General features: G+C 60.6%; 22 protein-coding genes. 1 reads left to right on the top strand and 21 read right to left on the bottom strand.

All coding sequences use genetic code 11. From position 1 onward, the window contains the following. Positions 1-16: 16 nt before the first annotated feature. The 17 genes from HZB60_05095 to HZB60_05015 all read right to left on the bottom strand — a co-directional run bounded on the left by HZB60_05095 (position 17) and on the right by HZB60_05015 (position 19531). Positions 17-1315: an adenylosuccinate lyase gene (locus tag HZB60_05095; protein ID MBI5059144.1), complete on the bottom strand. Its 1299-nt coding sequence runs from the start codon at positions 1313-1315 to the stop codon at positions 17-19. Positions 1316-1318: 3 nt separating this feature from the next. Beyond that, on the bottom strand, positions 1319-2593 hold the full coding sequence (locus HZB60_05090; protein MBI5059143.1) for a trypsin-like peptidase domain-containing protein: 1275 nt from the start codon (positions 2591-2593) through the stop codon (positions 1319-1321). 15 nt (positions 2594-2608) lie between these two features. Continuing rightward, positions 2609-3391 (bottom strand): tRNA pseudouridine(38-40) synthase TruA, encoded by a 783-nt coding sequence (gene truA / locus HZB60_05085; protein ID MBI5059142.1) that lies wholly within the window; start codon positions 3389-3391, stop codon positions 2609-2611. Positions 3392-3401: 10 nt separating this feature from the next. After that, on the bottom strand, positions 3402-4172 hold the full coding sequence (locus tag HZB60_05080) for an energy-coupling factor transporter transmembrane protein EcfT (GenBank protein MBI5059141.1): 771 nt from the start codon (positions 4170-4172) through the stop codon (positions 3402-3404). Between the two features lie 122 nt (positions 4173-4294). Continuing rightward, on the bottom strand, positions 4295-4693 hold the full coding sequence (ndk, locus tag HZB60_05075; protein MBI5059140.1) for a nucleoside-diphosphate kinase: 399 nt from the start codon (positions 4691-4693) through the stop codon (positions 4295-4297). Between the two features lie 25 nt (positions 4694-4718). Then, positions 4719-5597 carry a succinate--CoA ligase subunit alpha gene (gene sucD / locus HZB60_05070; protein MBI5059139.1) on the bottom strand — a complete coding sequence of 293 codons (879 nt, stop codon included), beginning with the start codon at positions 5595-5597 and terminating at the stop codon, positions 4719-4721. Between the two features lie 11 nt (positions 5598-5608). After that, positions 5609-6781: an ADP-forming succinate--CoA ligase subunit beta gene (sucC, locus tag HZB60_05065; GenBank protein MBI5059138.1), complete on the bottom strand. Its 1173-nt coding sequence runs from the start codon at positions 6779-6781 to the stop codon at positions 5609-5611. 35 nt (positions 6782-6816) lie between these two features. Then, positions 6817-7782, bottom strand: coding sequence for a carbamate kinase (gene arcC, locus HZB60_05060; GenBank protein MBI5059137.1), 966 nt, complete (start codon positions 7780-7782; stop codon positions 6817-6819). An 81-nt stretch (positions 7783-7863) separates the two neighbouring features. Beyond that, entirely contained in the window at positions 7864-9855 is a 1992-nt protein-coding gene (locus tag HZB60_05055; protein MBI5059136.1) for an ABC-F family ATP-binding cassette domain-containing protein, read from the bottom strand. Continuing rightward, positions 9852-11546 carry a lamin tail domain-containing protein gene (locus HZB60_05050; GenBank protein MBI5059135.1) on the bottom strand — a complete coding sequence of 565 codons (1695 nt, stop codon included), beginning with the start codon at positions 11544-11546 and terminating at the stop codon, positions 9852-9854. Before HZB60_05050 ends, HZB60_05055 begins: the two co-directional genes overlap by 4 nt. After that, positions 11546-11944 carry a YraN family protein gene (locus HZB60_05045; protein ID MBI5059134.1) on the bottom strand — a complete coding sequence of 133 codons (399 nt, stop codon included), beginning with the start codon at positions 11942-11944 and terminating at the stop codon, positions 11546-11548. Before HZB60_05045 ends, HZB60_05050 begins: the two co-directional genes overlap by 1 nt. Then, a complete protein-coding gene (locus HZB60_05040) occupies positions 11925-12521 on the bottom strand; it encodes a ribonuclease HII (GenBank protein MBI5059133.1) in 597 nt (198 codons plus the stop codon). The genes HZB60_05045 and HZB60_05040 overlap by 20 nt, the downstream gene beginning before the upstream one ends. Before the next feature lie 50 nt (positions 12522-12571). Continuing rightward, positions 12572-14992 (bottom strand): DNA internalization-related competence protein ComEC/Rec2, encoded by a 2421-nt coding sequence (locus HZB60_05035; GenBank protein ID MBI5059132.1) that lies wholly within the window; start codon positions 14990-14992, stop codon positions 12572-12574. A gap of 15 nt (positions 14993-15007) precedes the next feature. Next, positions 15008-15712 carry a ubiquinone/menaquinone biosynthesis methyltransferase gene (locus HZB60_05030; protein MBI5059131.1) on the bottom strand — a complete coding sequence of 235 codons (705 nt, stop codon included), beginning with the start codon at positions 15710-15712 and terminating at the stop codon, positions 15008-15010. After that, complete coding sequence (locus HZB60_05025; protein ID MBI5059130.1) at positions 15709-16509, bottom strand: phosphatidate cytidylyltransferase; 801 nt, start codon at positions 16507-16509, stop codon at positions 15709-15711. Before HZB60_05025 ends, HZB60_05030 begins: the two co-directional genes overlap by 4 nt. Positions 16510-16523: 14 nt before the next feature. Continuing rightward, entirely contained in the window at positions 16524-18794 is a 2271-nt protein-coding gene (locus tag HZB60_05020) for a tetratricopeptide repeat protein (protein MBI5059129.1), read from the bottom strand. After that, on the bottom strand, positions 18791-19531 hold the full coding sequence (locus HZB60_05015) for an NAD-dependent deacylase (GenBank protein MBI5059128.1): 741 nt from the start codon (positions 19529-19531) through the stop codon (positions 18791-18793). The genes HZB60_05020 and HZB60_05015 overlap by 4 nt, the downstream gene beginning before the upstream one ends. A gap of 127 nt (positions 19532-19658) precedes the next feature. On the opposite strand from HZB60_05015, the gene rpsT reads away from it, so the two are divergent. Further along, positions 19659-19916 (top strand): 30S ribosomal protein S20, encoded by a 258-nt coding sequence (gene rpsT / locus HZB60_05010; GenBank protein ID MBI5059127.1) that lies wholly within the window; start codon positions 19659-19661, stop codon positions 19914-19916. 228 nt (positions 19917-20144) lie between these two features. On the opposite strand, the gene guaB is transcribed toward rpsT, so the two are convergent. The 4 genes from guaB to mtaB are packed head-to-tail and all read right to left on the bottom strand — an operon-like array spanning position 20145 to position 26741. Further along, positions 20145-21620, bottom strand: coding sequence for an IMP dehydrogenase (guaB, locus tag HZB60_05005; protein ID MBI5059126.1), 1476 nt, complete (start codon positions 21618-21620; stop codon positions 20145-20147). A 23-nt stretch (positions 21621-21643) separates the two neighbouring features. Then, entirely contained in the window at positions 21644-24229 is a 2586-nt protein-coding gene (locus HZB60_05000; protein ID MBI5059125.1) for a hypothetical protein, read from the bottom strand. 15 nt (positions 24230-24244) lie between these two features. Further along, positions 24245-25408 (bottom strand): M20/M25/M40 family metallo-hydrolase, encoded by a 1164-nt coding sequence (locus tag HZB60_04995; protein MBI5059124.1) that lies wholly within the window; start codon positions 25406-25408, stop codon positions 24245-24247. Positions 25409-25433: 25 nt separating this feature from the next. Continuing rightward, positions 25434-26741 (bottom strand): tRNA (N(6)-L-threonylcarbamoyladenosine(37)-C(2))-methylthiotransferase MtaB, encoded by a 1308-nt coding sequence (mtaB, locus tag HZB60_04990; protein ID MBI5059123.1) that lies wholly within the window; start codon positions 26739-26741, stop codon positions 25434-25436. Positions 26742-26775: the final 34 nt, after the last annotated feature.

Genomic DNA, 26775 nt, shown 5'->3' with positions numbered 1-26775 from the left:
GACCGTACCCAGCTCTTTAGTCCAACAATCCCAACCGGCGATAAACGAGATCCGCCATGTCGTAGCGCGGCTCAACAACCAGCAATTCAGCAAGCGCTTCCGGCCCCAGGGCGGCGACGACCTCCGCATCCGCGGAAATCTGCTGACGCATCGGCGCGCCGTTCTGCTCGGCGAATAGCGCCGCCGCTTGCACGTGCTGGTAGGCGCGCTCGCGCGTCCAGCCGGCCTCCGTCAACGCCAACAATATGCGCTCCGAAGCCAACGCGCCGCCGGTCAACTCCAGGTTCTGCCGCATTCGCTCGGGCCGAATGTCAAGGCCGTCCAACACCCGAATCAGCAGATGCAGCATGTAGTCCAAACCAATGAACGCGTCGGGGAACACCACGCGCTCCGCCGACGAATGCGAGATGTCCCGCTCATGCCAGAGCGCGATATTTTCCAAGCCCACCAAAGCGTAGCCCCGCATCAGCCGCGAGATCCCGCACAGACGCTCACACAAAATCGGATTGCGCTTGTGCGGCATCGCCGACGATCCCTTCTGCTTGCGACCGAACGGCTCGTAGGCTTCACCGACTTCCGTCCGTTGCAGATGCCGAATCTCGGTCGCGATCTTCTCAATTGACGCCGCAATCAATGCGTGCAGATTCAGGAGTTCCGCATGGCGCTCACGACCGACAATCTGCGTGCTGACCGCGGCCACGCCCAAGCCGAGCCGACCCATCACCGCTTCTTCGAGCGCGGGATCGGTGTGACCGAAGTTGCCGACCGCGCCGGACAACTTGCCAACCAGCACGCGTTCCAGCGTCTGTGCGATCCGGGATTCGTGACGGCCGAATTCATCGTCCCACAACGCGAACTTCAGTCCGAACACCGTGGGTTCCGCGTGCATGCCGTGGGTCCGCCCCACCGTCGGTGTGCGACGATGATCTCGGGCCAGCCGCTGCAAGATCACACGCACCGCCGCGATGTCTTCGATGATCAGGTGGGAAGCGTCCCGAATTTGCAGTGCGAACGCGGTATCGACGACGTCCGACGAGGTCAGCCCCAGGTGAACATAGCGGGACTCCGGTCCAACGTGGTTGGCAATCGACGTCAGGAACGCGATTACGTCATGCTGAACCTCCGCCTCGATCTGATGAATCTCCTCAATCGAGAAGTCCGCGGTCGCCCGAATTCGCTCCAACGCCTCGTGCGCCACTTCGCCGCGATCGGCCCGCGCCTCAAGCGCCGCCAACTCCACCTGCCACCAGCACTCGTATCGATAGCGCTCCGTCCACAACCTGGCCATGGGCTCGCGCGAATACCGCTCGATCATCGGCTACATACCCCGTGCTTCGCTGTTCGGCAACGCCGCCAAAATCAGCGGAATCTGCAAGAGCTTGCCGCGCCGCGAAATCTTGAAGCCAATGCGGTCGCCCACGCGCAAGTCCGTATTCTTGAAAAAGTCGCCGGCCGCCACGGCATCGACAATCTTGCGCCCGTTGATCTCCAGAATGATGTCCTCGATCTGAATCCCGGCCTTCGCCGCCGGACTGTTGCGTTCAACCATCGTCACCACCGCACCCTGGAGTGAATCCATGCCGTTCAGCCGGGCGCGGATCGGCGATACGTTTTGCGCGCGAAGGCCGACCCAGAACTCACGATTGACGCCGCCACTTCGCAAATCATTGATCGCCGCCAGAATTCTGTGCGCGGGAATCGCAAAGCCCACCCCGACCGAACCGCCGGATTCCGAGAAAATCAACGTGTTCATACCCATGGCGATGCCCTCCGCGTTGATCAACGGACCGCCGGAGTTGCCGTGGTTGATCGAGGCGTCGGTTTGGATCATGTCGGTGTACAACCGGCCATCGATCGGACTTTCAAAATCACGATGCAGCGCGGAAATCACTCCGACGGATACCGACGGCTGATCGTTCACGTCGAACAACCCGTAAGGGTTGCCGATCGCAAGCGCCCATTCGCCTACGATCGCGTTCTCGCTGTCACCCAGCGGGATGCTGGGCAAACCGCTGGCCTCGATCTTCAACAACGCCATGTCCAGGAGCGGGTCCGTGCCGACGATCTTCGCATCGTACTTCTTGCCGCCCGTCGTCGAGACGACCACTTCGGCGGCGTCCGCGACGACGTGTTGATTCGTGACAATGTACCCATCGGAGCTGATGACGAAGCCGGAACCGAGGTTGTGAACCTTCTTCTTGATCGTGCGCGGAAAAAGACGCTCGTCAAACATCATCCAAACCATCGGATCCGAAGACATCAACGGGTTCGCGACTTCCTTGACCTGAACCACATTAATGCCGACAACCGCGTCACGTGAACGCGCGATGGCGCGCGTAATCGCATTCTGCCGGCTTTCGGTAATCTCGCTGTCGATACTCTGGAACGGCGGGATTTCCGCCGGGCGATCTTCGCCGCGACTGACCGAGGGCGTCACCGCCCGCAACGCGCTGGTGGTGGCGGCTTGCTGCTCAGACGTCTGCTCCCGCAGTTCAGCAATCGCCGTCTCCAGAGCTTTGTTGCGATAATACTGATAAAAGATCAGCAGTCCGGCAATGAGTCCGATGGCGAAAAAATTGATAAAGCGAGACACGTTGTCGTTCCCCGATTATGATCGCGTATGAATCGTTGGCACCCACGGCGCATAGCCCACACCCGTCAGGACTAATCCGGCGGCCGGAACTTTCATTCCGGAGTTCCGAACATCATGCGAGTTCAGGATTTCCGTCACCGACTCCGGGCCAATCTTTCCACGACCTACGTTCGCAAAGGTTCCGACAAGCAGCCTTACCATCCCGTGCAAAAAGCGATTCGCCGCGATCCTAAACACATAATTATTATCATCTTCTTCCCAATCGATGCGATAAACGTCCGACAAATAGTGCTTTTCGGCCGGAGATTCGTGCGCGAACGCTCTGAAACTATGAGATCCCCGCAAATAACCGGCCGCCTCATTCATTCTCTCTACATTCAAGACCCGGGGCAGGTACCAACTATACGCCCGCCCGATCGATCGGGGCGACTTGGAGATACAATATTCGTAACTTCGCCACTTTGCGCTGAACCGCGGGTGCCAATCCGATTCGGCCTTGCTGACCGACAAAATCCGCATATCCGGCGGCAGGTGAGAATTCAGCGCACGAACCGCCGTCGCCGGTTCTCGCTCAACATCAGTTCTAAACCCCGCGACTTGACCCGTCGCATGTACCCCGGCATCCGTACGACCGGCGGCTGAGACCCTGATGCCAGCGGAATACAACCGAGCGACCGCGTCTTCCACGCATCCTTGGACCGTGCGTTCACCGTCCTGCCACTGCCAACCCGAGAAATCCGTGCCGTCGTATTCAAGATCGAGTCGGTAATTCCACTTTGGACGCGCCGCGTATATCATGCTGTCCCCACTAAATCATCAGCGCGGCCACACAGGACGTTACGATGACAATCGCCTCGATCCAATCCCAGGCGCCTGCGCGCAAGTCCCGCATATGCGTGCGCAGTACATTTGGATCATAGCCACGGGCTTGCAGTGCCAGCGACGTCTGATCGGCTCGTCGGAACGCGGATACAAGAAGCGGAAACAACATCTTCTGGAGCGCTCGCAATCTGCCGACCCGTCCATGTCCGGTCGCGACGCCCCGGCATTCCCAAGCCAGCCGAATCCGGCCGAATTCGCCGCGCAAGGTCGGCACGAATCCCAGCGCCATCGTCACGACGAGTCCAAGCTGCGAGAGCTTCCGCTTCATCCGGTGCCCGCCGAACCTCGTCCGTGACAGCCACCGCCCGTATTCGTCGGCCGGGTACGCCATCAACACGAGCGCGCTGCTCATCACCACGCACGACAGCCGCGCCACGAGCAATACTCCCGCCGCGACGCCCGCATGCAGGGTGCCGGTTGACCCGGTAGCATCGGGAGGGGCGATCGCCGTTGATAGCACCTGAATCGCGAGCGCAAACACCAGGAATGGCCACATACGGAACAGGGAACGGGCCAGTTTCCGAGTCTCGACCCCTGCCAACACAGAGGCCGCTAAAACCATTATTAACAGTATCGTAAATCCAGCCCAGTGCGTCACGAACGGCGCGGTCGCGACCAGCGCAAGGCAACCCGAGAGGATCGCCGGCGGATTCGGCTTTCGCAGTCCGGCCCGCCTTGACACCGTGATCTCGCTCATTGAAACTATGTAAGATACGAACTTTTGGGGGGATAGTCAAGCCGACCCCGACCCGGCCTGAAGCGCAGAAGGCACGCCGTGTTGAATGGCGCGCCTTCATGTGTCACAGGAAGTACCGTCCACTATGCGAAAAAAAAATCAGTTTCAATTTGACCGTTCTCGCTCGAGTCTGATCCGTGAACGGCATTCGCTTCAATGTTCGTTCCGTAAAGCTTGCGGATCGTACCGGCGTCAGCTTTCTGCGGGTCCGTCGCTCCAATTACTCTGCGCCAATGCTCGACAGCGCCCTCCCGCTCCAGACGTCCTGCCACCACGGGCCCGCTGGTCATGTACGCGACCAACGCGCTGAAGAACGGCCGCTCGCGGTGAATCGCGTAAAATGACTCGGCCTGCTCGCGCGTGAGTCGCAGATAGCGAAGTCCGGTAACCGCGAACCCTTCTCGTTCGACCCGGGCCACGATGTCGCCAATATGTTTGGCGGCCACCGCGTCGGGCTTGATGATCATCAGAGTCTTTTCCATCCTGCCGAAATGATACTCCAGTGGTTTACATCTTGGCCAACGCTTGTTCCATAGTCGATCCCATGTCCGCCGGAGAATCCACGACATGGATCCCCGCCCGCCGCATCGCCGCGACCTTCTCCTTCGCCGTACCCTTGCCCCCCGCGATGATTGCCCCCGCGTGACCCATTCTGCGTCCCGGAGGTGCGGTCTGGCCCGCGATGAATCCTACGACCGGCTTCTTGAATTCACTGGTCACGTACTCCGCAGCTTCCTCTTCGGCGCTGCCACCGATCTCGCCGATCATGACAACCGCGTCCGTATTCGGGTCCGCATTGAACAGCCGCAGAATATCGGTGAAACTCGAGCCATTCACCGGGTCGCCGCCGATACCAATGCACGTGGACTGACCAATGTCGTGATCGCTCAGTTGCTTCACCGCCTCGTAGGTCAGCGTGCCCGAGCGGCTGATTAACCCGCAGCGTCCGGCTTTGTGAATGAACGCCGGCATGATCCCGATCTTGCCCACTCCGGGAGTAATAACACCCGGGCAGTTCGGACCGACCATTCGGCTCGCGGACGTGCGCAACGCCTGCTTCACTGTCACCATATCCTGCACCGGAATCCCCTCGGTGATCGTCACAATCAAGCCGATCCCGGCATCGATCGCCTCAAGGATCGCATCCGCCGCAAACGCCGGTGGCACAAAAATCACCGTCGCATTTGCGCCCGTCGCGCCTACGGCGTCGCCCACCGTGTTGAAAATGGGAAGCTTGCCCTCCCACTGCTGACCGCCCTTCCCCGGCGTGACTCCGCCCACTACCTTCGTATTGTATTCGAGCATCTGTCCGGCGTGGAAAGTGCCTTCCGACCCGGTGATACCCTGCACGATGACTTTCGTCTGTTCGGTAAGTAAGATCGCCATTTTTTGTTTCGCTACCTCGAGGTTCCTGTCGCCGCGCTAACGGCTTTCTTCGCTGCATCCGTCAGCCCCTTCGCGACCACGAAGCTCAACCCTGAATCCTGCAGCATCTGACCGGCGACGTCGGCGTTCGTCCCCTCCAACCGGACCACGATCGGTACGGCAATGTGGGTTTCCCTCGCGGCGTCTATCACTCCGCCTGCCACTCGGTCACAACGAACGATGCCACCGAAAATGTTCACCAGTACTGCCTTGACGTTCGGGTCCGACAGAATGATCCGAAAGCCCGACGCCACGGTCTGCGCGTTCGCCCCGCCGCCCACATCAAGGAAATTGGCCGGTTCGCCGCCGTGCAGCTTGATAATGTCCATCGTCGCCATCGCCAATCCCGCGCCGTTCACCATGCAACCCACATTGCCGTCAAGTTTCACATAGTTCAGATCCGCCTTCGACGCTTCAATCTCGGCCGGGGCCTCTTCCGACAGATCGCGCAGATCCGCGTAGTCCGGATGCCGGTAGAGCGCGTTGTCGTCAAAGTTCACTTTTGCATCAAGCGCAATCACGCGATGATCTCCCGTGACAATCAACGGATTGATCTCGAGCAGGCTGCAATCACTCGCCACATACGCCTTGTACAGCGCGTCAAAACACTTCGCCCCGGACTTGTAGGCGTCGCCCGTCAACCCCAGCGCAAAGCCCAACCGGCGAGCGTGATGCGGCCGAAACCCCGTTTGCGGATCGATGCTCACCTTCACGATCTGCTCCGGAGTCGTCGCGGCCACCGCTTCGATGTCCATGCCGCCCGCGGTGGACACCATGAACACATTGCGCGATGTCGAACGATCCAATAAGATGCTGGCGTACAGCTCCCGCGCGATGTTCATGCCTTCTTCGACCAGCAACCGCCCCACCTTCTTTCCGGCCGGACCGGTCTGATGCGTAACCAGTTGCATTCCAAGAATCTTCCCGGCCAGTTCTTTGACCTCGACTTCGCTCTTGGCCAGCTTCACGCCCCCGCCCTTGCCCCGGCCACCGGCGTGAATCTGAGCCTTGACAACCACCGGATAGCCGCCTAAACCCCTCGCCGCCGCGAGCGCTTCCTCAACCGAGAATGCCACCGCCCCGCGCGGGACAGGCACTCCGTACTTCCGCAGAATCTCTTTGCCTTGATGTTCGTGTATGTTCATAATCGATTTTCCGCGTTCAACCGTGAACGCCTATGCTAATCCGGCAGAATGGTCGTTCCACTCTTGCCATCCATGCTTTCGATTAAGCGTGAGAGCGCGCAGATCACCACGCGCTGCCCGCCCGTTTCCAAAAAGTTCAGCGCCGCCTCGACCTTCGGACCCATGCTCCCCGCCGGGAAGTGCCCGTCGCGCAGGTAGTTGGCTGCCTCGCCGGCGCGCAGTGACTTCAGGTCGCGTTGGTCCGGCTTGCCGAAGTTCAGAGACACGTATTCGGCATCCGTCAGAATGAAGAGCTCCTGCGCCCCGATATCGCGTGCCAGAACCGCCGAAGCGCGATCCTTGTCGATCACGGCGTCCGCACCTTCCAGCCAGCCATCTGCCTCCGGATAGACCGGAATCCCGCCGCCGCCGGCCGCGATCACGATGGTCCCACTTTCCACGAGCTGTCTGATGCGATGACCGTTCAAAATCTTCAGCGGCCGCGGACTTCCGACCACTCGACGCCAGCCGCGATCGCCGTCGCGCTTGATCGACCATCCTTCCGCGTCCGCGAGTCGATGCGCTTCGCCCTCGCTGTAGAATTGCCCAATGTACTTTGTGGGGTTGGAAAATGCCGGATCCTTCGGCTCGACGAGCACCTGCGTAACAATCGTTACGACCTCGGGCTGGAGTCCTGCGCGAAGCAGCACGTTCTGTAAACACTGCTCGATCATGTAGCCCATTCCGCCTTCAGTGTCCGCGACGATCACACCGAGCGGCAGAATCGGCGCCCGGGTCTTGGAAAGCTCAACCCGCAGTAAAGCGTTGCCAACCTGGGGCCCGTTGCCGTGCGTGATCGCCAAGTGATAGCCACGCCGCACCAATTCGACAACACCGGTCAACGCGGAGCGCGTGTGCCGAAACTGATTCGCGATGGTATCCGGTTCATTGGGGCTGGAGATCGCGTTGCCGCCCAGCGCAACTACCGCCGTCCGCGCGGATTTGTGAAGATTTGTACTCAATCGAGCTACGGTAATTTGTCCTTCACCAAATCATGATCGTGCTTCCGCAAGCTGCTAATATAGCGCTCTTCGCGGCGAATGTCAAGCCCCGCTCGCGAGGATTGCCGCCCGCACCTGCTGGTCGCGCTCCCGCTCCAGACAATCCACAGCCTCCGCGGATTGCTCCCACGCTGCGTACAATTCAGACAATTCTCGTCGAATCGACTCGTATTCGGCCAGCAGCTTCTTGTATGAATCGCCGTCGCGCATCAGTGATTCCGTGGCCAGTTTTGATTCAAGGTCGGCCTTGCGTGACTCATGCCGGTCAATCTCCGACTGAACACGTTCGAGCGTTTCCCGATGCGCTTTTAGTTGCCGCGAATAGCGATTGCGAATCTCGGCTTCCAGACGCCTGCGGTCCCGGCTCTTCGGCGCCGCGGGATCGCGCGCTTCTACCGGAATCCGACCCGCCCCCGCCGCGACGGGATCACCGTTCGAGGCTGCCTTGCGACGGAGAAAGTCAGACAGGTTTCCGGGATAATCGTGAAACTCCCCGCCGGCCAGTTCCAGCACGCGATTGACGAGCTTGTCCAGAAAGAAGCGATCGTGGCTGACGACCAGCAGCGTCCCGTCGTAGGCGTTGAGTGCTTCGAGCAGTACATTCTGCGACGCCATGTCCAGGTGGTTGGTCGGCTCGTCGAGGATCAGGAAGTTCGACGGATGCAGCAACATCTTCGCCAGCGCGAGCCGGGCTTTCTCGCCACCGGATAGGACGGACACAGGCTTGAATACGTCGTCACCGCTGAATAGAAACGCGCCCAACAAACTCCGCAACCACTCCTGCGTCGCACCTGCGCCCTCGGCTTCCATTTCGGCGAGCACCGTACTGCCCTCGCGCAAGTGAAAATCGGCTTCCTGCGCGAAGTAGTCAACGGAGACGTTATGCCCCAGCTTCACGTGCCCCGCGGTCGGCTGATCGACTCCCACAATCAATCGACAAAGCGTGGACTTCCCGGCGCCGTTCGGCCCGACCAACGCGACCTTCTCGCCACGCGCGAGCACCAGCGTGAGATCGTGAAAGACCTGCAATTCACCGTACTTCTTCTTGACCTGCGCCAGCTCGAGCGTGAACCGGCCGCTCGGCGGAGCCGGAGGAAAACGAAAACGTACACGCTTGCTCGTGCTGCGGACCTCAACCGTCTCCATCTTCTCGAGCATCTTGACCCGCGATTGCACCTGTTTCGCTTTGGACGCTTTATAGCGAAAACGCTCGACAAACGTCTCGATCCGTCTGCGCTCCTCCGCACCCCGTTCGGCTGCCGTCTCGGCCTGCGCCCGCCGTTCGTCCCGCGCGGACTCATATTCAGAGTAGTTCCCCGGATAGAGCGTGAGTCGCCCCTGTTCCAGCTCCGCGATCCGATTGATGACGCGGTCGAGAAATAGCCGATCATGGCTGACCAGCACCAGCGCGCCCGCAAACTTCGACAGGAATTCTTCGAGCCACATCAGGGCCGGCAAGTCGAGGTGATTTGTCGGCTCATCCAACAGCAATAAGTCGGGATCATAGAGCAGTAGCTTGGCCAACGCAATGCGCATCTGCCAACCACCGGAGAATTCCTCGACACGCCGCTCAAAATCACTCGTGCCGAAGCCGAGCCCGCCCAAAACGCGAGCCACTTTCGCCTCCGCGGCGTACCCTTCAAGATCCTGCCAGCGGTGCTCCAGCGCACCCAGATGCTCGATCAACTCCGCATCGTCCGGCACTGCCGTAATCTGCGCGCGAAGGTGCTCAATCTCCTCGTGCAGGTGAGGAAGATCCGGCAATCCGCCCCAGGCCTCCTGAAAGAGCGTCCGCCCCTTATGCGTAATGCCCTGCTGCGGCAAGTAACCGAGCGTTAACCCGCGAGCGCGCTGGATCGCTCCCGAGGACGCCGCGTCGATCGCCATGATCAACTTCAACAGCGTCGTCTTGCCCGCGCCGTTCGGACCGACAATTCCCGTCCGTTCGCCACGAAAAAGCGACCATGTCACATTCTGGAACAGAACCCGACCCGGGAACACAACCTCGACATCCTGAAATTGCAGCAGCCTCACGCTTTCCTCACCAGCACCACCACTCGCTTCGCCGTCTGCACGCGGGTCTGCCCGTTGCCGAGCGCCTCCAGGTAAACAATGTAGGCTCCAGTCGGCACCGGTGCCGAGTCACCGTCTCGACCGTCCCAGATGATCATGCCATGATTACTCGCGGGTGAGTTGTTCGCCAACTCACGTACTTCACGCCCGCGGGTATCATAAATCTTCACGTCAATCCGTGAATCAGGGTAGTCAAGCACGTAGGTAATTCGTAATTCGTCATTGCGGCCGTCGCCATCGGGTGAAAACGGGTTGGGGGTTAACTCCAGAATCTGAGTGCCCGGCGCCGCTTGACCCGCCGCGCGTGAATTCGCGCGACCGGGTGTTGACCCCGTGCTATCCAGCGAAGTCGCCCAGTTATGCGAGTCTTCGGACTCCGCGGCCGCATCGATTCGCTCAACGGATTTACCGGATTCGCCGCCCCACGATGGGCGATAGTCGGCCCGATCCACCAGCGCCTGCTCGCCATCATACAGTACCAGTGAGTCCCCGGAGTTGTTCAAGGAGGGTGATGGCGTGCTCCAGACGAAGATCGCCGCGAAGTTGGGTACCGATTCCAAAAAGATCGACGAGTCGGAGGCCAATACCAAGAAGGAATCCGGCGAAATTCTCAGATCCGGCAACACGACCTGCTCGTTGCTATCGCCGATAGCGGAGCCATCACCGAATCGCCAGCCGGAAACGCCCAGCTCCGTGCCGCTGGTGTTCAGAATCTCGATCCACTCGCTTCGACCGCTCGCCGGACTGTACATGATCTCGTTAAACACGGCCTGCCGATTCCCCGACTGTGATCCGACCAAAATCGCGCGCGCGTTGTTCTCGTTTCGCTCGTCGGAGGCCCCAAGGCTCGCCGTGAACTTGCGCGATGACTGACCAAGTACCAGTTCATCGCTAACCAACTCAATGGAATCCCCGGGCGGCAGACCGGTGACCGGCCAGCTGACAACTGCCGTCGTGTCAAACCCGATCCGCTCCGCAAGTATTAGCGTATTGTCCGCGGCAGATGTCCCGAGGTTCAAGACCTGCACGCGCAGTCTGAAGGCCGAGCCCGGCAACACGGTCGTCGGATCGCTGACAAATCTCTGCACGGCGAGATCTATCTCCGGCGGAGTCACACTGTTGACCGCGCCCGGCGTCCCGTTCAGCGACTCGCTGTCCATCCAGTTGGCGGACGAATCGCCGCCGCCGGGGAGTCGTTTCTCGTCCGAGTGACCGGCCGTGTTGCCGATCGTATAGCGGTAGGACGAGACGGCCAAACCCTGCGGCGATATCAGGCTGATTGTCTCCGCGCCGCTATTCGACAGCCCGCGACTTCCAAATGTGGAATTGTCGATCGTGAGCACGAGTGCAGCCTCCGGAATCATGCCGTCGTAGGTCGAGCTCTCGCCAGCAAGGTAGTCGGGGTCAAGCACGATCACGTACTGGTACGGGTTCGCCTGAAGGCCCTGCTCCGTCGCAACCACCAGGTCCGTGTCCGCACCGTCCGTGACGCGCCAGCCGGTTAGATTCACCGGATACTGCGAGTTGTTGTAAAGCTCGATGAACTCGTCGCTGCCTTCGCTCCCCGCGGGGTCAAACATGATCTCATTCAGCGTCAGTGCCTGACCCGCTGAATTGCAACAGCATAGAACCAATAGGAGCAGGCGCACCATCAGAAGGCATTCTCAATGTGTTCAACGCGAAGTTGCCCGGACTCGTCCCACCAAACGGCGACTACGTCGAACCGGATCGAGCCGCCCGGACTGCGATGCTTGAGATAGTATGCAGCCAGTGAACGAAGCTTGGACCGCTTGCGTGAATTTACCCGCAGCTCCGGCGGAATGGTCCCGCGCCGCAAACTCGTCTTGACTTCTGCCACCACGGTCAAGCCGCCCTTCGCCGCTACAAGATCAATCTCTCCCAGCGGGCAACGCCAATTCCTTTCCACAATCCGGTAACCCGATTCCTTCAAGTGCTTCGCGGCCGCGTCCTCGCCGCGACGGCCGCATTCACGGTCATCGGCCTGCGGTTGTGGTCGCCCGAAAACCGCTTTAAGAAGCCCCGCGAACATGTTCGCGTACTCCGCGAAAGGTCATGCGGTGAATCGGACATGGACCGTACTTCGCGAGCTTCGCGCGATGCTCGGAGGTCGGATAACCGAGATGACGGGCGAATCCATAGTCAGGATACAAAATATGCAGGTCGTGCATGATGCGGTCTCGTTCTACCTTGGCGAGAATCGACGCCGCCGAAATCACGCGCACGCGCGCGTCCCCCTTCACGATCGCAATCGACCTCACCGCGTGCGGTACGCGCTGATTGCCGTCAACGAGCATCACGCTCGGTCGCGCGCGCAAGGCGTCAACCGCTCGCGCCATCGCCTGAAGCGACGCTTGCAAGATGTTAATCCGGTCAATTTCCTCCGCGTCCGCCATGCCGATTCCAAAGTCAAACCGCTCACGAATTCGCGTGGCAAGTTCTTCGCGCCGCCTGCGGCTGAGCGACTTCGAGTCCCGCGCGCTCCATATCAGCTCATCGTCAACGAAGACCACCGCGGCGGCGACCACAGGACCGGCCAATGGACCGCGACCCGCCTCGTCCACGCCGCAGAAGCAGGTGACTCCGCTCCGGAAGAGATTCAGCTCCAGCGGCCCCTCGCTTAACAACAGCGCGGCTTCCGCGGCGGAGTAATCCGGTGTTACGCGGCGACGTGCCACATCCGGCTCCAGCGTTCCGCCCGCGACTCTATCCGCCGCCACGAACTGCCATCCGTTTCATAGGACATCGTGCCGTCGTTCATGGTACAGTGGAGCTCAATCTGAGATCGCCGAATCCGTTCAATTGTGCTCGGCGAGGGATGACCATATACGTTTCGCCCACCCACGGAAATCACGGCGACTTGCGGCGAACACGCATCAAGAAACGCAATGCACGACGAACTCCCGCTGCCATGATGCGCGACCTTCAACAGGTCCACATCGAGCAGCTCGGAGTGCGCCAACAGCTCCCGCTCGACCACGCTGTCGATATCGGCGGTTAACAACACGGAGCAATCTCCGGCAGAGAGCCGAATGACCAACGCCGCTTCATTGGGCCGGATTCGAGCGGCCAGCAGCGCGGAGTCCGGCGAAAGCACCGTCATCACCACACGGTCGTCAAACGGAATCACGTCGCCGGCACCAATGCTCCGCTGCGAAACGCCCGCAGCCTTTGCCGCAATTTGCAACAACGCGTACGTGACGGAACTCGAGCTGTCGCCATTGGTCAGCAGCTGCTCGACCACCGTGCCCTGAATCAGATCCGCCGCTCCGCCGATGTGATCGCTCTCCGGGTGCGTGAGAACGATGGCGTCCAAGCGCGAGATCCCATGTTCCCGCATCACCGGCAGTATCCTGCGCGCCGCCGACCAACTTCCCCAGCGCGGCCCTGTATCGACAAGCACGTTTCGCTCCGCCGTCTGAATGAGAATCGCGTCCCCATTCTCCACATCGATGAATGACACTTTGCAGAGTGCTGCATTCGACCACAACACCGGCCGCCAGATCGCCACGGAAAGCAACACAAGACCGGCCACGCCGGCGACGTAAGTTCGCCGATAGGCGAGTCCGTAGGCGATTGCGGTCAGGCCGATGATCCAGAATCCCGCCTCCGCAACCGACAATCCGGATACATTGGCGACTGCAAATCGCGCTTGCCCGAGCAACCGGACGAAGCCGCCCAATAACGCGGCAAGCAGGTCAGCAGCCCCCGCGAACGGAGTCGCCAGCCACGAGAGTGGACCCGGGAGGGTCAGCACGGCGAACGAGCAAATCTGCAGCAACGCGAATCCAGGGATCGCCAGTAGGTTGCCCAGCGCTCCCGCCAACGGAAATGTGCCGAAATAGTAGGCCGCCAACGGCGCCGTGGCCAGTTGGGCGCACACGGTCAGCAACGCAAGTTCCAAGATCGGCCGTGTCCAACGCGGCGGCTTGAGTCTTAGTATATCGAATACCGCCCGTCGAACCGCAGGATAGACCAGCGCAACTCCCGCGACGGCAAGATAGGACAGCAAGAACCCGGGCGTCAGCAAGTCGAGCGGTCGCCACAGCAATTCCACAAACGCCGCGCCGAGGATGATGTTCGCGATCTCCACCCGCCGGCTCATGAGCTGCCCGGCCATGTAGATCGAGAGCATTATGGTGGCGCGCAGCAGCGACGCTGGCGCTCCGCCCAACTCAAGATAGAAAATGATCAGCAGCAGGACAACCAGCAGGCGCGGCTTGTGCGGCAGAAAACCCGCGACCAGCCAGAACAACGTCGCAACCACCGCGACATTCATCCCGCTCAGGGCAAAGATGTGAGACAGCCCCGTCGCTCGCAGCTTCCCCGTGAATTCTTCACTGAAGTCGCTCTGGTCGCCGATCACCAGTGCTTTGCACAATGCTGCACCATCCGGCGAAAGCGCCGAATCAAACCGCTGGCGTACCCACACCTGACTTCGATCAATCACACTCTCCCAGGTCCCGTGAGCGGCCGCTTGAACGGACACGGTGTCCCCGTCCGGGACCCAACTTCCCGCGCTCTGAGCGGACAGCGCGTGGATCAGGGAATGCGTCGAGGACTTGATCTGGCGCCGATTGCTCAACAGTCTGCCGCTCGATGTGATCACGTCGCCCAGGCGCAAGGCGATCGTCGCGGAATCCGCGGCCCACCAGCTCAAGTGAAGCGGAGTCGAGTAGGCGCATCCCGCGGAATCGAGTAGCCGAATGGAATTGAGGTCAACCCGCGTTCGTCCGCCGGTCGCCGGCACAAGTGCGAATATCCGCCCGGTGATCGCCACGGGCGGAACGGATTCGCTGCGCCGGTTCAGCAATTGCCGCTCCGACCTCAGCAACAGGTGTCCGGTTCGGTCGCAGGCGAAGACCGCCACGGTCGTGAGCGCCAGCAGGAGGCCGATGGTCCGCAATGAGCGGATCGCGGATGCCACCGCCGCCGCGCAAGCGGTCACGATGAATCCAAGTCCGGTCGCGGTGGATGAAATGTCAACGAACAGAGCAAGGACGATTCCGCTGACAACACTGGCCACAAACGGCAATAACGGCACACGGCGGAAACGGAAGCGCGGGAAGGGAGTGTCCATCGGCGGAACCGAACACTACTCCGGTCGCCGCTCGACCACGAAGGTGCGCGCAATTCCCAAAGACAGGTTGATTTCCGCCGACAGCTCAAAACCCGCGTCTCGCAGCAGGCCGCGCAGTTGTTCCGACGTCGCAAACGCCTGGACCGTGCGCGCGAGGTAATGGTAGGCCTCGGGATCTCGCGAGATCCACGCTCCAATTGGCCGCATGATGCGATGCATATACCACTGAAACACGCGATCAATCACGCGGGAACGGTCCGGCGTAAATTCGAGAATCGCTCCCTTGCCGCCGGGGACTAACACGCGATGCAATTCACTCAGTCCGGCTTCCAGATCAACGAAGTTCCGGATGCCGAATGCCACCATGAAGCGGTCGAATGTGCGATCCGAAAACGGAAGCTGCTCGGCGACTCCTTGTATCAACCGGAACTCAGAAGGCCTGATCGTTCCGGCCTTGCCATCCGCGTGCGCAAGCATGGCATGCGCGGGATCCAGCAGTACCGTGACGATCCCGGCCGCCTGTCGATGAGATTCCAGTGACATATCCCCGGTTCCGGCGCTGCAATCCAGGATCCGTAGCCCCGCGCGGAGATCCAGTGCGCGCACGGTCACCGCCCGCCAGCGGCGGTCGATGCCCAGCGAAAAGAGGCGGTTCAGGAAGTCGTAAGTAGGGGCGATGCGATCAAACATCCCCGCCACTCCGCGGCTGCGTGCGTTCAAGATGGGAAGAGAATTAGGTAGGCGACGAAGGCCGGCGCGGCGAACAGTAGTGAATCGAAGCGATCGAGTATGCCACCGTGGCCCGGCAGCAAGCCGGAGGAATCCTTGATCTCAACTTGTCGCTTGATCAGCGATTCCAACAAGTCTCCGATCTGGCCGACTACTCCCACGATCAGCGGCAACGCCACGAAATCCATCGCGACTGGTTCTGCGAACTCGAGCAGCCGCGCGACGGGAAGCACGACAGCGGAGACCAAGAGACCCCCCCAGAATCCGGCCCATGTCTTGTTCGGACTTGCGGCTGGATACAGCTTCGCCCCACCAACGGCGCGACCGACGCAATACGCGCCGGAATCACACACCCAGGTTGCCAAAAACAGAAGCAACAGTGGTCCGACAGGAGCGAATCGCTGTGCCCCCGGCATCTGCTTCAGACTGATCCACAACGCCAGTGGTAGCGCGACATAGATCAGAAAGACCAGGCTGCTCGCCATGCCGCCTAATGGAAGTCGTGTGCGTCGAAAGACCTCCGCGAGCAACATGCCGAGCACGGAAAGCAGCAGGCCCGCGACGGCAATTCCGGAGTAATCCGTCAACACGACCAGGTCGAGCAAGACTACCGTTGCGGCGAGCAGCCAGCGCTGACCGTTCCATTGCATCCGGGCGGTGATCGTCTGCCACTCCAGCAGCGCAAGAATCTGGATGCCCGCCACGAGCAGTCCCAGCCACCACCCCCCGGCGATACTCCCCGCTGCCAGCAGCGGCACACCGAGCGCAGCCACGACAATTCGCTTCATTGGCCCCGCGACCCTTAGTGAAAGCGCCTACCGCGCAGGCTGCCCTCGGGTGGCGGCCACCCCGACTCGCTCGGGGCCTCTTCAATCGACGCCGCCGACGCGATCGGCATATATTTCTTCTGCAGATCGGCTTCCGTCAGGTAGAACACGCTGTTCGAATCGTCCGGCTGCACTCGCCGCTCAAAGAGATCCCTGCTCCCCTGATCGGGGAACATCGACAGGATCTGATTCGCGATCGCAACTGCAGAGTCCGGCAGGTGCGGTCCACGGACGGGCTCATCATAGATCATGAACTGAGCGAAAAGTGCGCGCCGCGCCAATGGCGTCGTGGTGTCAAGCGCTACGACGCGTCGATAGGCTTCCAGGGCCTGCTCGATATCCAGCGTGGAGTCCAGCAACCACTGCTCCGCTTGCCCGAACAGTAGCGCTTGTTCAGACTCGGGAATGAATTCCGGCGCCAACCCCAGCGCCACGCGAGCCTCGTTTGCGGCATCCAGCGGAACGCTGTCCGACTCGAGCACCGCGCGATAATAGTCCTGCACGCGCTGATCATCCAAGACGGAGTCGGCGGCCGCGTCTCTCGCGAGCTGCAAATTGCCCTTCCAGTAACTGAGTGGGTCGGCGGCGCTGGCCGCGGCCTTCGCAAAATAGTGCCGGGCACTGTCCGGCTCATCCAACGTGTAGCTGTAGAACTCCCCGGCCCTGAGGTATGCGCGCTGCAACTGTCGCCGCGTCAGAACCAGCAGCGAGTCCAATTGTTGAGCATCCAGCTTCGGGGCCGCGGCGGTCGCCGGTCCCGAGCGACTCGTGTCCGCCAACGCCTGCCGTTCGGCCTTCTGAAGTGAATCCGCTGCCTCAAGCGAGCGAAGCAACGAGTCGGCGGCGAACGCGGCGGGTGACTTCCGCTCCGGCTCCGGCAGCGAGACGGAGTCCACCGGCGCAACCATCGAGTCCGATGTGGCGACGCTCGTCGTGTCAACCACGATCGCCGAATCAGAATCGACCGGCGGCGACTCCTCGAGCCGAACCGGTACCTCCTCCGTTCGCGGCACGGCCGGCCGTTCCAGCGCCGTGGTCCGCAGCTCGGAGAGCTTGGCAACGCTGTCCTGCAGGGACTTAATCAAGTCAAGCGAGGATAGTCCGCGCGATATCTGATCCACCGCCGAACGGGCTGAATCCGAGATCTCGCGAGCGGCACCCCCGGCCAACGCACTATCCATCAGCGACTTCGCCGTCGGCAAGTCCGCCAGGAGATCGCGGTGAATCGTGCCTAACCGATAGAACGCGCGAGCGCGTGTCGGACGATCGGTCTCGACTTCGATTATCCTCTGCAACTGCGCCATGCCATCTTCCACACGACCCTGTTGTATCGCAAGGTCGGCCAACTCGAGACCTATCTGAGGCGCAAACGCGGCAAACCGGCCGGAACCGCGCAACCGATGCAACGTTCGCTCCGCTTGTTCGTACTCGCCCGCCGCAATCTGGCAACGCGAGAGATGCAGTTCACAGGCAAAGGCGCGATCACGATCCAACTGACGCGGTCCGGCCTGAACAAAGGCGTCGCGTGCCCGCGCATAGTCCTGCAGTTGGAATCGGCACATCCCTAACTCGTAAAGCGCATTCGCTAAGGTGACACCGCGCGCCTGAGCCGCCGCAGCGCTGTAGTGATCTGCGGCCGCCGGCCACTCCTCGCGCTTGCGGTACAAGTCTCCCAGCAGTTCTTCGACCGCCGCGCGGTCCGCTACATGTCGCAGCAGCGGAAGCGATGCATTCAAGTCCGCGATGGCCTCGTCATCACGTTTCTGCTCCGCAAGCACCCGCGCATTCCAAATCTTGGCGGCCGGAAGATGCTCGCTCGTGGGGAACAGCGTGGCCAGTTCGGCGAACTTGCGCTCCGCGCGCGCGTAGTCACTCATTCGATAATAGGAAATACCCATGAGCAGCAGCGTATCGTCGATCCAGCGGCTCTTCGGATAGAATTCGAGCAGCTTGGACCCCGATTCGATCACCTTACGGTATTTCTCCGCGCCGCCCAGCGCCGGCGTGGAACGACCACCGGAAGCCGACGGCGGTGAACCCGCACGCGACGGCGATGTGCTGGCCGGTGTTGACCTGCCCAAATAGTCCCGCTCCGCTTCCGTAAATCGACGCTTGACGTTGTAATAGATGTTGTAGTAGCTCGTAAACGCGGTATAATAACCGCAACCATCGATGAGCAGCAACAACAGCAAGAGTCCGATCAGCTTGACCACCAAGGCAGACGGGTGTGAGTGCGTGTGAATCATGGCCTCTTCTTGAAAGCGATTCTCTCCACCAGAGCCGGCAATAAGATCCCGGCCTTCCCGCGCAAGGAAAAATGTGCCAAGGGGCTGAACGATGTCTCCTCAGTGTTGATTTCAACGACGACCGCGCCTGCGTCACGGGCAAGCTCCGGCAACGCCGCCGCGGGATAGACCTGCGCGGATGTTCCGATCGTCAAGAACAAGTCCGCACGCTCCGCAGCCTCGAAGGCCTGCTGCATTTCGCGCTCGGGCAACGATTCGCCAAACCAAACGACTCCGGGCCGCAGCCAGCCGCCACACGCGCACACGGGAACGTCGCCGGAAAATCTGAGCTCCCTCAGATCCGATTCGAGTCCGCAGCGCTGACAACGATTCACCTGTATGTTGCCGTGCAACTCCAACAAGCGCTGGCTTCCAGCAAGGCGATGCAAGCCATCCACGTTCTGAGTAATTAACGTGAAATCACTGACCAAAGATTCCCACGCCGTCAGGGCCAAATGCCCCGCGTTGGGCTTGGCATCAGCCAGTACATCTCGACGATGTTGGTACCACGACCAGACCAACTCGGGATTCGCCAGAAAGGCCTCAACGTTAGCCAGTTCTTGCGGCTTGAACTTGGACCACAATCCACCCGGGCCACGAAACGTCGCGATCCCGGATTCTGCCGAAATCCCCGCTCCTGTCAGCACACCAATATGTGCAGATTTCTCAACAATTTCAAGAAGCTGTTCGGGGATCATGTGGCCTAAATCAGGGCTTGACTTTGTCTCTGCCATTCCCTATATTGCGATTCTGAAAACTAATCAGGAATGCCTATTGCCTTCCTGAGTTCCTAACAATTTGTTTTGTTTCTATTTCCGAATTCAGATGCCCCAGCACAAGTCCTGCATCAAGAGAGTCAGAACCAGCGCCGACGCCAGACTTCGTAATCGGAACGACCGCTCGCGGTGCCGTACCATGGAAAAGGCCATCCTCGGCACCACCTCAAAATCGGAGGCCCAGGCTTCGCTCGTGTCCGCATACGAGTTGTTCGACCGCATGGTCTCAAAGGGCGTGCTGCATCGAAACACCGCAGCGAGACAGAAGGCCAAGCTCTCCCGACATGTGAACTCCCTCGCGGCTTAGACCGTCGAGTTGTTCGGCTACCCGCCGAGCCGGTGTCGCCCTGGCGCTCCTCCCCCTCCAGCCAGTGCTTGTACACCGGCTCTTCTCTGACCGTCAGCCAGTAAATTCGCGCCTGGCGAACCGAAATTCTGATAGAAATGACCCGGGCGGCCCCCACAGGCCGCCCGCTTTTCGTCTCTGGCCGAGTCCTATAGGCAGCCTGGTAAGCAGCCGCCAAAGGTGCTGACCCTACCGCGGGATCTCGTAGTTCGGAGCCTCGCGCGTGATAATCACGTCGTGAGGATGGCTCTCCCGATACCCGGCGGATGTAATTCGCACGAGCCGTGAATCCCGCTGAAAATCGCTGATCGTCTGGGCTCCGCAGTAACCCATGGCCGCGCGCAGCCCTCCCGTCAGTTGAAATACCGTGTCGGCCAGACGTCCCTTGTACGGTACGCGCCCTTCAATGCCCTCAGGGACATACTTACTCGTTGACCCCGCGGCTCCGGCCTGAAAATAGCGGTCCGCGCTCCCCTTGTTCATGGCGCCGATCGAGCCCATCCCCCTGAACTGCTTGTAGCTCCGTCCCTCCAGCAAGATCGTCTCCCCCGGACTTTCTTCGGTCCCCGCGAACAGACTACCAATCATCACAGACGACGCCCCCCCGGCCAGGGCCTTGGCGATGTCGCCTGAGTAGCGAATCCCACCATCAGCGATCACCGGCACGCCTCGCTTTCCCATCTCCTTCACCACGTCCATTACCGCTGTCATTTGCGGAACGCCCACCCCGGCCACCACGCGCGTCGTGCAGATCGACCCGGGTCCGACTCCCACCTTCACGCTGTCCGCGCCGGCGTCAGCAAGCTCGATCGCTCCCTGCGCGGTGACGACGTTCCCGGCGATGATGTCCAGTTGCGTGAACGTCCCACGCAACTTCGACACCGCGGCAAGGACGTTCGCCGAGTGGCCATGAGCCGAATCGACACAGAGAACATCCACTCCTGCCTCGACCAACGCCTGAGCTCGGTCCAGAGTATCCGGGGTCACCCCCACCGCCGCCCCCACCCGTAATCGCCCCTCGCCGTCCTTGTTGGCATTGGGAAACTCCAGCCGCTTGCGGATATCACGGGCCGTCACCAACGCCGCCAACCGACCGTCCGCGTCCACCAGTAATAGCTTTTCGATTCGATGTCGCTGGAGCAGTCGCTTCGTCGTCTCGAAATCCGTTCCGACCGGAGCAGTGATCAATCGTTCGCGAGGCGTCATCACGCGACTCAGCGGCTGATCCGGATCCTGCTCAAAGCGCAAGTCCCGATTCGTCACAATGCCAACCAGCTTGTCGCCGTCCACGATCGGAATTCCACTGATCCCGCGCCGCCGCATCAGCTCATGCGCATCAGCCAGGCGCGCGGTAGAGGGCAGCGTGTAGGGCTTGGAGATCACGGCCGATTCGCTGCGCTTGACACGATCAACTTCCGCGGCCTGCGCCTCGATCGACATGTTCTTGTGAATGATCCCGATGCCGCCTTCCCGCGCCAGGGCGATGCACAACGCGGCCTCGCTGACCGTATCCATCGCCGACGACACCAGCGGTATGTTCAAGGTCAGGCGCGGCGTCAATTGCGCCCGCAGATCAACCTCGCTGGGCAATACGGTCGATTTGGCCGGGATCAACAGCACATCATCAAACGTCAACCCCTCGCTCAGGATCTTTTCGGTACTCACTATGGCCTCACTTGCCCGTTCAATCAACTTCCCCCCAGCATGTCGCGGAAAAATGACAAGTAGGCGAAGGTCTGGCGGCTATTGGAAAGCAGCCAGGCAATTCCGCCGACCACGACGACCGCCGCCACTACAGCCGTCACGGTAATTCGCCCCTGCGTGGTGCCGAATCCGGTGCGCAGTGCGGTCAGCAACCTGAACAAACACCAACACAGCGCGGCGCCCGCCCCCAGCAACGCGGGAACAAAAAACTGCGGCATGTCCAGCACGCGATAGAAGACCACCGCCAACGGCAAGACGAAGAGCAGCGCCGCGTACGCCCAAATAATATAGTTCGCCGATTGCCACAAATCCACCTTCTCCCGGAACGGAATCGAAGACACCCGCACGAACACCGTCGCCAACAGAATCAACAGGAGATAAAAGCCGGTGAAGTAGGCGACCGAACGAGGCGGATTCCAGATCAACGCCACCAAATCGGCCTTGAATCCCGCCCACGGCAGGAAGTGCGTCAGGTGAAAGTCAAACGACAGGTTGTGCCGCATCGCGTATAGCAACGACGAGGTCAGCAGGGCCAGCGTGATCGACTCTAATAGCCAAAGCAAGAGCGGCTGCGCGGTGTGCAGGAATCGCCGATAGCGCAGATCGCTGTAGAACCCGTGCGCGTGCATGAAGACCCGCTTCAGGTTCTGCCGGAACACGTTGTTGCGCCGCATCTCAACGGAAAGCAACAGCAGTGCCGCCAATCCCACCGCGGGAAACGTCATCGGCGGGGTCTCACTCGTCTCCGATGGAATCGGCGGCGACACCTGTCCCGTCTGAGCCAGATCGCGCAGTTTGAAGTACGCGATCCGTTCCTGACGCGCAAAATTCACGATGCCGTTGGTGTAGATCAGCGGGTCTGACGCGAACGGCTGCGCAAGCAGCGGACTGGCACCATGATAATCCGCGTACGAGTGAATAACGAACCCCGCCAAATCCGGACGCTCTTGAATCGACAGCACCGTGCGGATCAACAAGTCCGCCTGATTGACGATTCCGGCGGAGGCATCCGACATCGACTGATTACTTAAGGCCGCGCGCTTCCCAACATTGCAAATGATCGTCGGAATCGTACCGTCCGGCGGCGGAATGACATCGGACCGCGCCTGATCAATGCCCATCTGCACCAGCACGATGTCCGCGTCCGGAGCCGCGCTCCCCGCGGATGCGCACTCCACGAAGCACGGGCGCGAATCCCGCGAGCGAATCAACTGCTTGAGGCCGCTGACCGCTGACTGAGTGCGGTCGTCGGTCCAGTCGAGGTTCGATCCGAGGCTCCAGGCGAACACCGACACGTGATCGTCAAACTGAGTCAGCAACCGCTCATAGCTGTGCTCGAGGACCTGCCGGAACTTGGGACTGCTGAGGATGTTCGCGGGAATCCAGTCGAGTCCGCACTCCGCAAACAGCAGGAATCCCGTTTCATCCGCCAGCTTGACCACCAGCGGAGACGGCGCCGAATAGCGCAGGCGGATCGCGTTGACGTTCAGCTCTTTGAGGGCCGCAAAGTCGCGACGCAACTGCTGTTCTGAGATGGCCCGCCGCCCGCGAACCGCTTCGGGCAGGTAGTCCACGGCCCGAATCGTGAACGGAGCCCCGTTCAGGTAGATCGACGGTCCGACTATCCGCACTCGCTTGAAACCCACTTCGCGACTGAACCGGTGCAATGTGTCCCCGTCGGCCAGCAGGTACGCGTCCAGGCGATAAAGCACCGGCGCCGTCGGCGACCAAAACGCCGGGCGAATTCCGGGCAAGGGCAGCGAAGCCTGAAAACGATCGGACCCGCCCGCGGAAACCGCGTCGCCCCGACTCTCCGCGATCAGCGCTCCACTGGAGTCACGCAGCTCGACATAGGCGCGGACGACCGCCGCCGCCCCGCTCGAGTCCGCGAGGCTGACGGCCTTCGAGTACTGGGCGATGCGGATGTTCACGGTTCCACTGACCAACATCGAGTCCCGACTCGAGGACTCCTCCAGCGTCACCTCCTCAATCGACCAGGACGGCACCGCTCGAATGAACACACCGGAGAACACCCCGCCGTAATTCAGTGGCTGCAATAACTGCGGAAATACCGGCAGCGATCCGTCCGGCGAGAGCGAGTTATCGAGCTTCAACACCAGTTCGTTCGGTCCGCCGAATTTGATATGGTCCCGCGTCAAATCCGCCGAAAAACCGAGATGGTTACCCGTGAACGACGAGATAAACCTCCCGTTCAACCACACCTCGACCGAATAGTGGACCTCGGGAATGTGAATCTGCAAATTCCAACGGCGCAGCGAATCGGGAACCGTGAAGCTGCGGCGCAGCGAAACCACCGTCTGTGCGTCGGTGTAACTCCCCGGAATCCATCCGGGTGACCACTGCTTCTCGCCCTCCGCTCGCAACTCCCAGGCTCCCGAGAGATTGAGGACAATCTGCTGCGCGTTCGGCTCCAACGCCGGAGTCACGCCAGTCGGCGTCCATTCCTCCTGGGTGAAGAACGTCAAACCCTCGGCCAGCCGTACGTCAACGGCGAGCGCGAGGGTCAAGACAATAATGATCGCAACCAATGCGGATGTGCCTTGCTTCATGCCTTCAAGTTGGCCCTAACCGACGTGAGCGTGATTCTGAGCGAGAATGCATAGACATAGTTTGACCGACTGTTCCAGGTCGGCGATACTGACATGTTCGTCCGTGGTGTGTTCATCACGCATACCCACGCCGATCACCACGGCCGGCAAACCCTTCTCGTTGTAAACATTTGCATTCGTGCCGCCGCCGATGGCCAGCGGACGCATCGTCAGACCCAGCTCGGCACCCGCCGACTGCACCAGCTGAAACGGAAAACTATCGAAACCGATATCCATCGCGTTGAACTCGCGGCGGATGTTGGCGCGAAATCGCGGCTCGACCGGCTTGCCGTCCACGGTCTTGATGAAACGCCGCGTGGCCTCCTCGAAGCACGCGCTCATGTGGCGCGTCTGCTCTTCCAGAAACTCGTTCGAATGGCTGCGCGCCTCGGCGTTGGCCGAAAGTTTGTCCGCAACGATGTTGGTGGCGCGCCCGGCATTCACTACACCGATATTCGCGGTTGAATCCGGATTCAATCGACCCAGTTTCATGTTCGCGACGGCATGCGCAAAAACCTCGATCGCCGAAACGCCCTTCTCCGGCGCCATCCCGGCGTGTGCCGCGACCCCGTCGATCTCGTACAGCATGCGATTGGCGCTCGGCGACTTGTAGATCACCGTGTCGATGTCCTCGCCGTCTAGAACGATTCCGCACTTGGCCTTCACACTCGACAGATCGACCGCATACGCTCCCATCAGCCCAATCTCCTCGGCCACATCAAAAATCACCTCGATCGGTCCGTGCGGCAGGCCCGACTCCTTCAATATCCGCAGCATTTCAATGATCGTGGCGACCCCCGCCTTGTCATCCGCGCCGAGCACCGTCGTGCCGTCCGAGTAGATCACCCCGTCCCGAATCTGCGGCTTGATACCCAGACCCGGCATCACGGTGTCCATGTGGGCTGAAAACAAGATCGCCGGCGCTTGCGAGTCGTGAGCGGGCATCCGCACATGAAGATTGCCGCATTCACCGCCGATCTGCTCCGCCGCACCGTCGCGCCACGTGTCCACACCAAGTCCGCGTAACGCCGTTTCGATATAGTCCGCTACCTGAGTCTCTTTCTTGGAAGGGCTGTCAATCCGCACCAGTTCGCAAAATGTGCGGACGTGGCGGTCGATATTCACGAGGGGTGTTGCCATGTAAACTGTGAAATGGGAAAGGGATTCAATCGATAATTTCGCCCACCACTCCGGCGGGATGAAGATCGACGAGCTTGACCGAGCGAATGCGACCCGGCAGTTCCGCCGCGGGTGTCACATAGACATCAAGATAGTTATCGGAGTGCCCGGCCAGCAGTGGCCCGACGAGGCGATTCTCAAATAATACCCTTGCTACCCGGCCAAGGCTCCGCTGCCTGAATTCCATTCGCTTCCGCTGATCGATTTCGGCAAGCGCTCCCGCGCGGGTCCGCTTCTCCTGCTCCCCGACTTGCCCCGGCAGGCGGGTCGCCGGGGTGCCCGGTCGCGTACTATAGGGGAAGATATGCAAGTAGGAGAGCGGCAGGTCGGAGAGAAAGCGGCAGGTCTGCTCGAAATCGTTCCGACTCTCGCCGGGAAAACCCACGATGATGTCGGAGCCGAAGCCCCAATCATCACGCAATCCGTACGCGTAGTCGAAAACGTGCTCGATCTGCTTCGTTGAATAGCGGCGATTCATCCGATGCAGTACACCATCCTCGCCGCTTTGTAACGGGATGTGCAGATGAGGGCAGATTCTCGTGGAGCCGGCGACGACGTCCAACATCCGGTCGCTGATCGCCCAGGGTTCAACACTCCCCAGTCGAATTCGCTTCAAGCCCTCGACCTTTTCCAACTCGAACAACAACGTTGCCAGCGCGCCGCGGTTGCCGAGATCAAAGCCGTACGTGCCGAGCGCTACACCGGTCAGGACAAGCTCGGCAAAACCGTGGTCGGCCAGGACGCGCGCCCGTTCCACCACCGCGGGGATCGACAGGCTCCGCCCCGGCCCGCGCAACTGGGGCACGATGCAGTACGTACACTTCTGCGAACAACCGTCCTGAACCTTCAAGAAGCTGCGGGTCCGACCCAGCAACCCGGTAACAACCACTCCATCCGTGAATTCCGCGGCAGCGCGTGTCTCACCGACAAATTGGTGACCGGAACTACCGGCAGACATCCGGTTCAAAAAATCAATGAGGTGCTCTTTTTCGCGGTTACCCAGGACCGCATTGACCTCCGGCATCGCCGCCAACGAGTCCGCGGTCCGCTCTACCATACAACCCACCGCCAGAACGGTTGCCTGAGGGTTCCGGCGGCGGGTTGAACGGATAATCGTGCGTGCCTTGCGCTCGGCCACGGAGGTGACCGCGCACGTATTCACGACGCAAATGTCCGCGGGATCGCCCGCCTCTACCACCTCGTAACCGGCGTGCCGAAACTGCGTCAGAATCGCTTCGCTGTCATACTGGTTCAGCTTGCAACCGAGGGTCGTCAGCGAGACTTTCTTGTTCAATTCCACGGCTGCACCGTCGCCATCAGAGAACCGC

The sequence above is a fragment of the candidate division KSB1 bacterium genome, from assembly GCA_016214895.1.
Lineage (GTDB): Bacteria > Electryoneota > RPQS01 > RPQS01 > RPQS01 > JACRMR01.
Note: the sequence above shows the minus strand (reverse complement) of the source record. Positions and strands in the feature narration are given on the sequence as shown.

Excerpts from the sequence above, each read along its gene's own strand:
- HZB60_05035 (MBI5059132.1), bottom strand. The coding sequence starts at position 14,992 with ATGGACACTCCCTTCCCGCGCTTCCGTTTCCGCCGTGTGCCGTTATTG.
- sucD (MBI5059139.1), bottom strand. The coding sequence starts at position 5,597 with ATGGCGATCTTACTTACCGAACAGACGAAAGTCATCGTGCAGGGTATC.
- ndk (MBI5059140.1), bottom strand. The coding sequence starts at position 4,693 with ATGGAAAAGACTCTGATGATCATCAAGCCCGACGCGGTGGCCGCCAAA.
- HZB60_05015 (MBI5059128.1), bottom strand. The coding sequence starts at position 19,531 with ATGATCCCCGAACAGCTTCTTGAAATTGTTGAGAAATCTGCACATATT.
- HZB60_04995 (MBI5059124.1), bottom strand. The coding sequence starts at position 25,408 with ATGGCAACACCCCTCGTGAATATCGACCGCCACGTCCGCACATTTTGC.
- truA (MBI5059142.1), bottom strand. The coding sequence starts at position 3,391 with ATGATATACGCGGCGCGTCCAAAGTGGAATTACCGACTCGATCTTGAA.
- HZB60_05045 (MBI5059134.1), bottom strand. The coding sequence starts at position 11,944 with ATGTTCGCGGGGCTTCTTAAAGCGGTTTTCGGGCGACCACAACCGCAG.
- HZB60_05095 (MBI5059144.1), bottom strand. The coding sequence starts at position 1,315 with ATGATCGAGCGGTATTCGCGCGAGCCCATGGCCAGGTTGTGGACGGAG.
- HZB60_05000 (MBI5059125.1), bottom strand. The coding sequence starts at position 24,229 with ATGAAGCAAGGCACATCCGCATTGGTTGCGATCATTATTGTCTTGACC.
- HZB60_05025 (MBI5059130.1), bottom strand. The coding sequence starts at position 16,509 with ATGAAGCGAATTGTCGTGGCTGCGCTCGGTGTGCCGCTGCTGGCAGCG.
- HZB60_05080 (MBI5059141.1), bottom strand. The coding sequence starts at position 4,172 with ATGAGCGAGATCACGGTGTCAAGGCGGGCCGGACTGCGAAAGCCGAAT.
- sucC (MBI5059138.1), bottom strand. The coding sequence starts at position 6,781 with ATGAACATACACGAACATCAAGGCAAAGAGATTCTGCGGAAGTACGGA.
- HZB60_05050 (MBI5059135.1), bottom strand. The coding sequence starts at position 11,546 with ATGGTGCGCCTGCTCCTATTGGTTCTATGCTGTTGCAATTCAGCGGGT.
- rpsT (MBI5059127.1), top strand. The coding sequence starts at position 19,659 with ATGCCCCAGCACAAGTCCTGCATCAAGAGAGTCAGAACCAGCGCCGAC.
- HZB60_05020 (MBI5059129.1), bottom strand. The coding sequence starts at position 18,794 with ATGATTCACACGCACTCACACCCGTCTGCCTTGGTGGTCAAGCTGATC.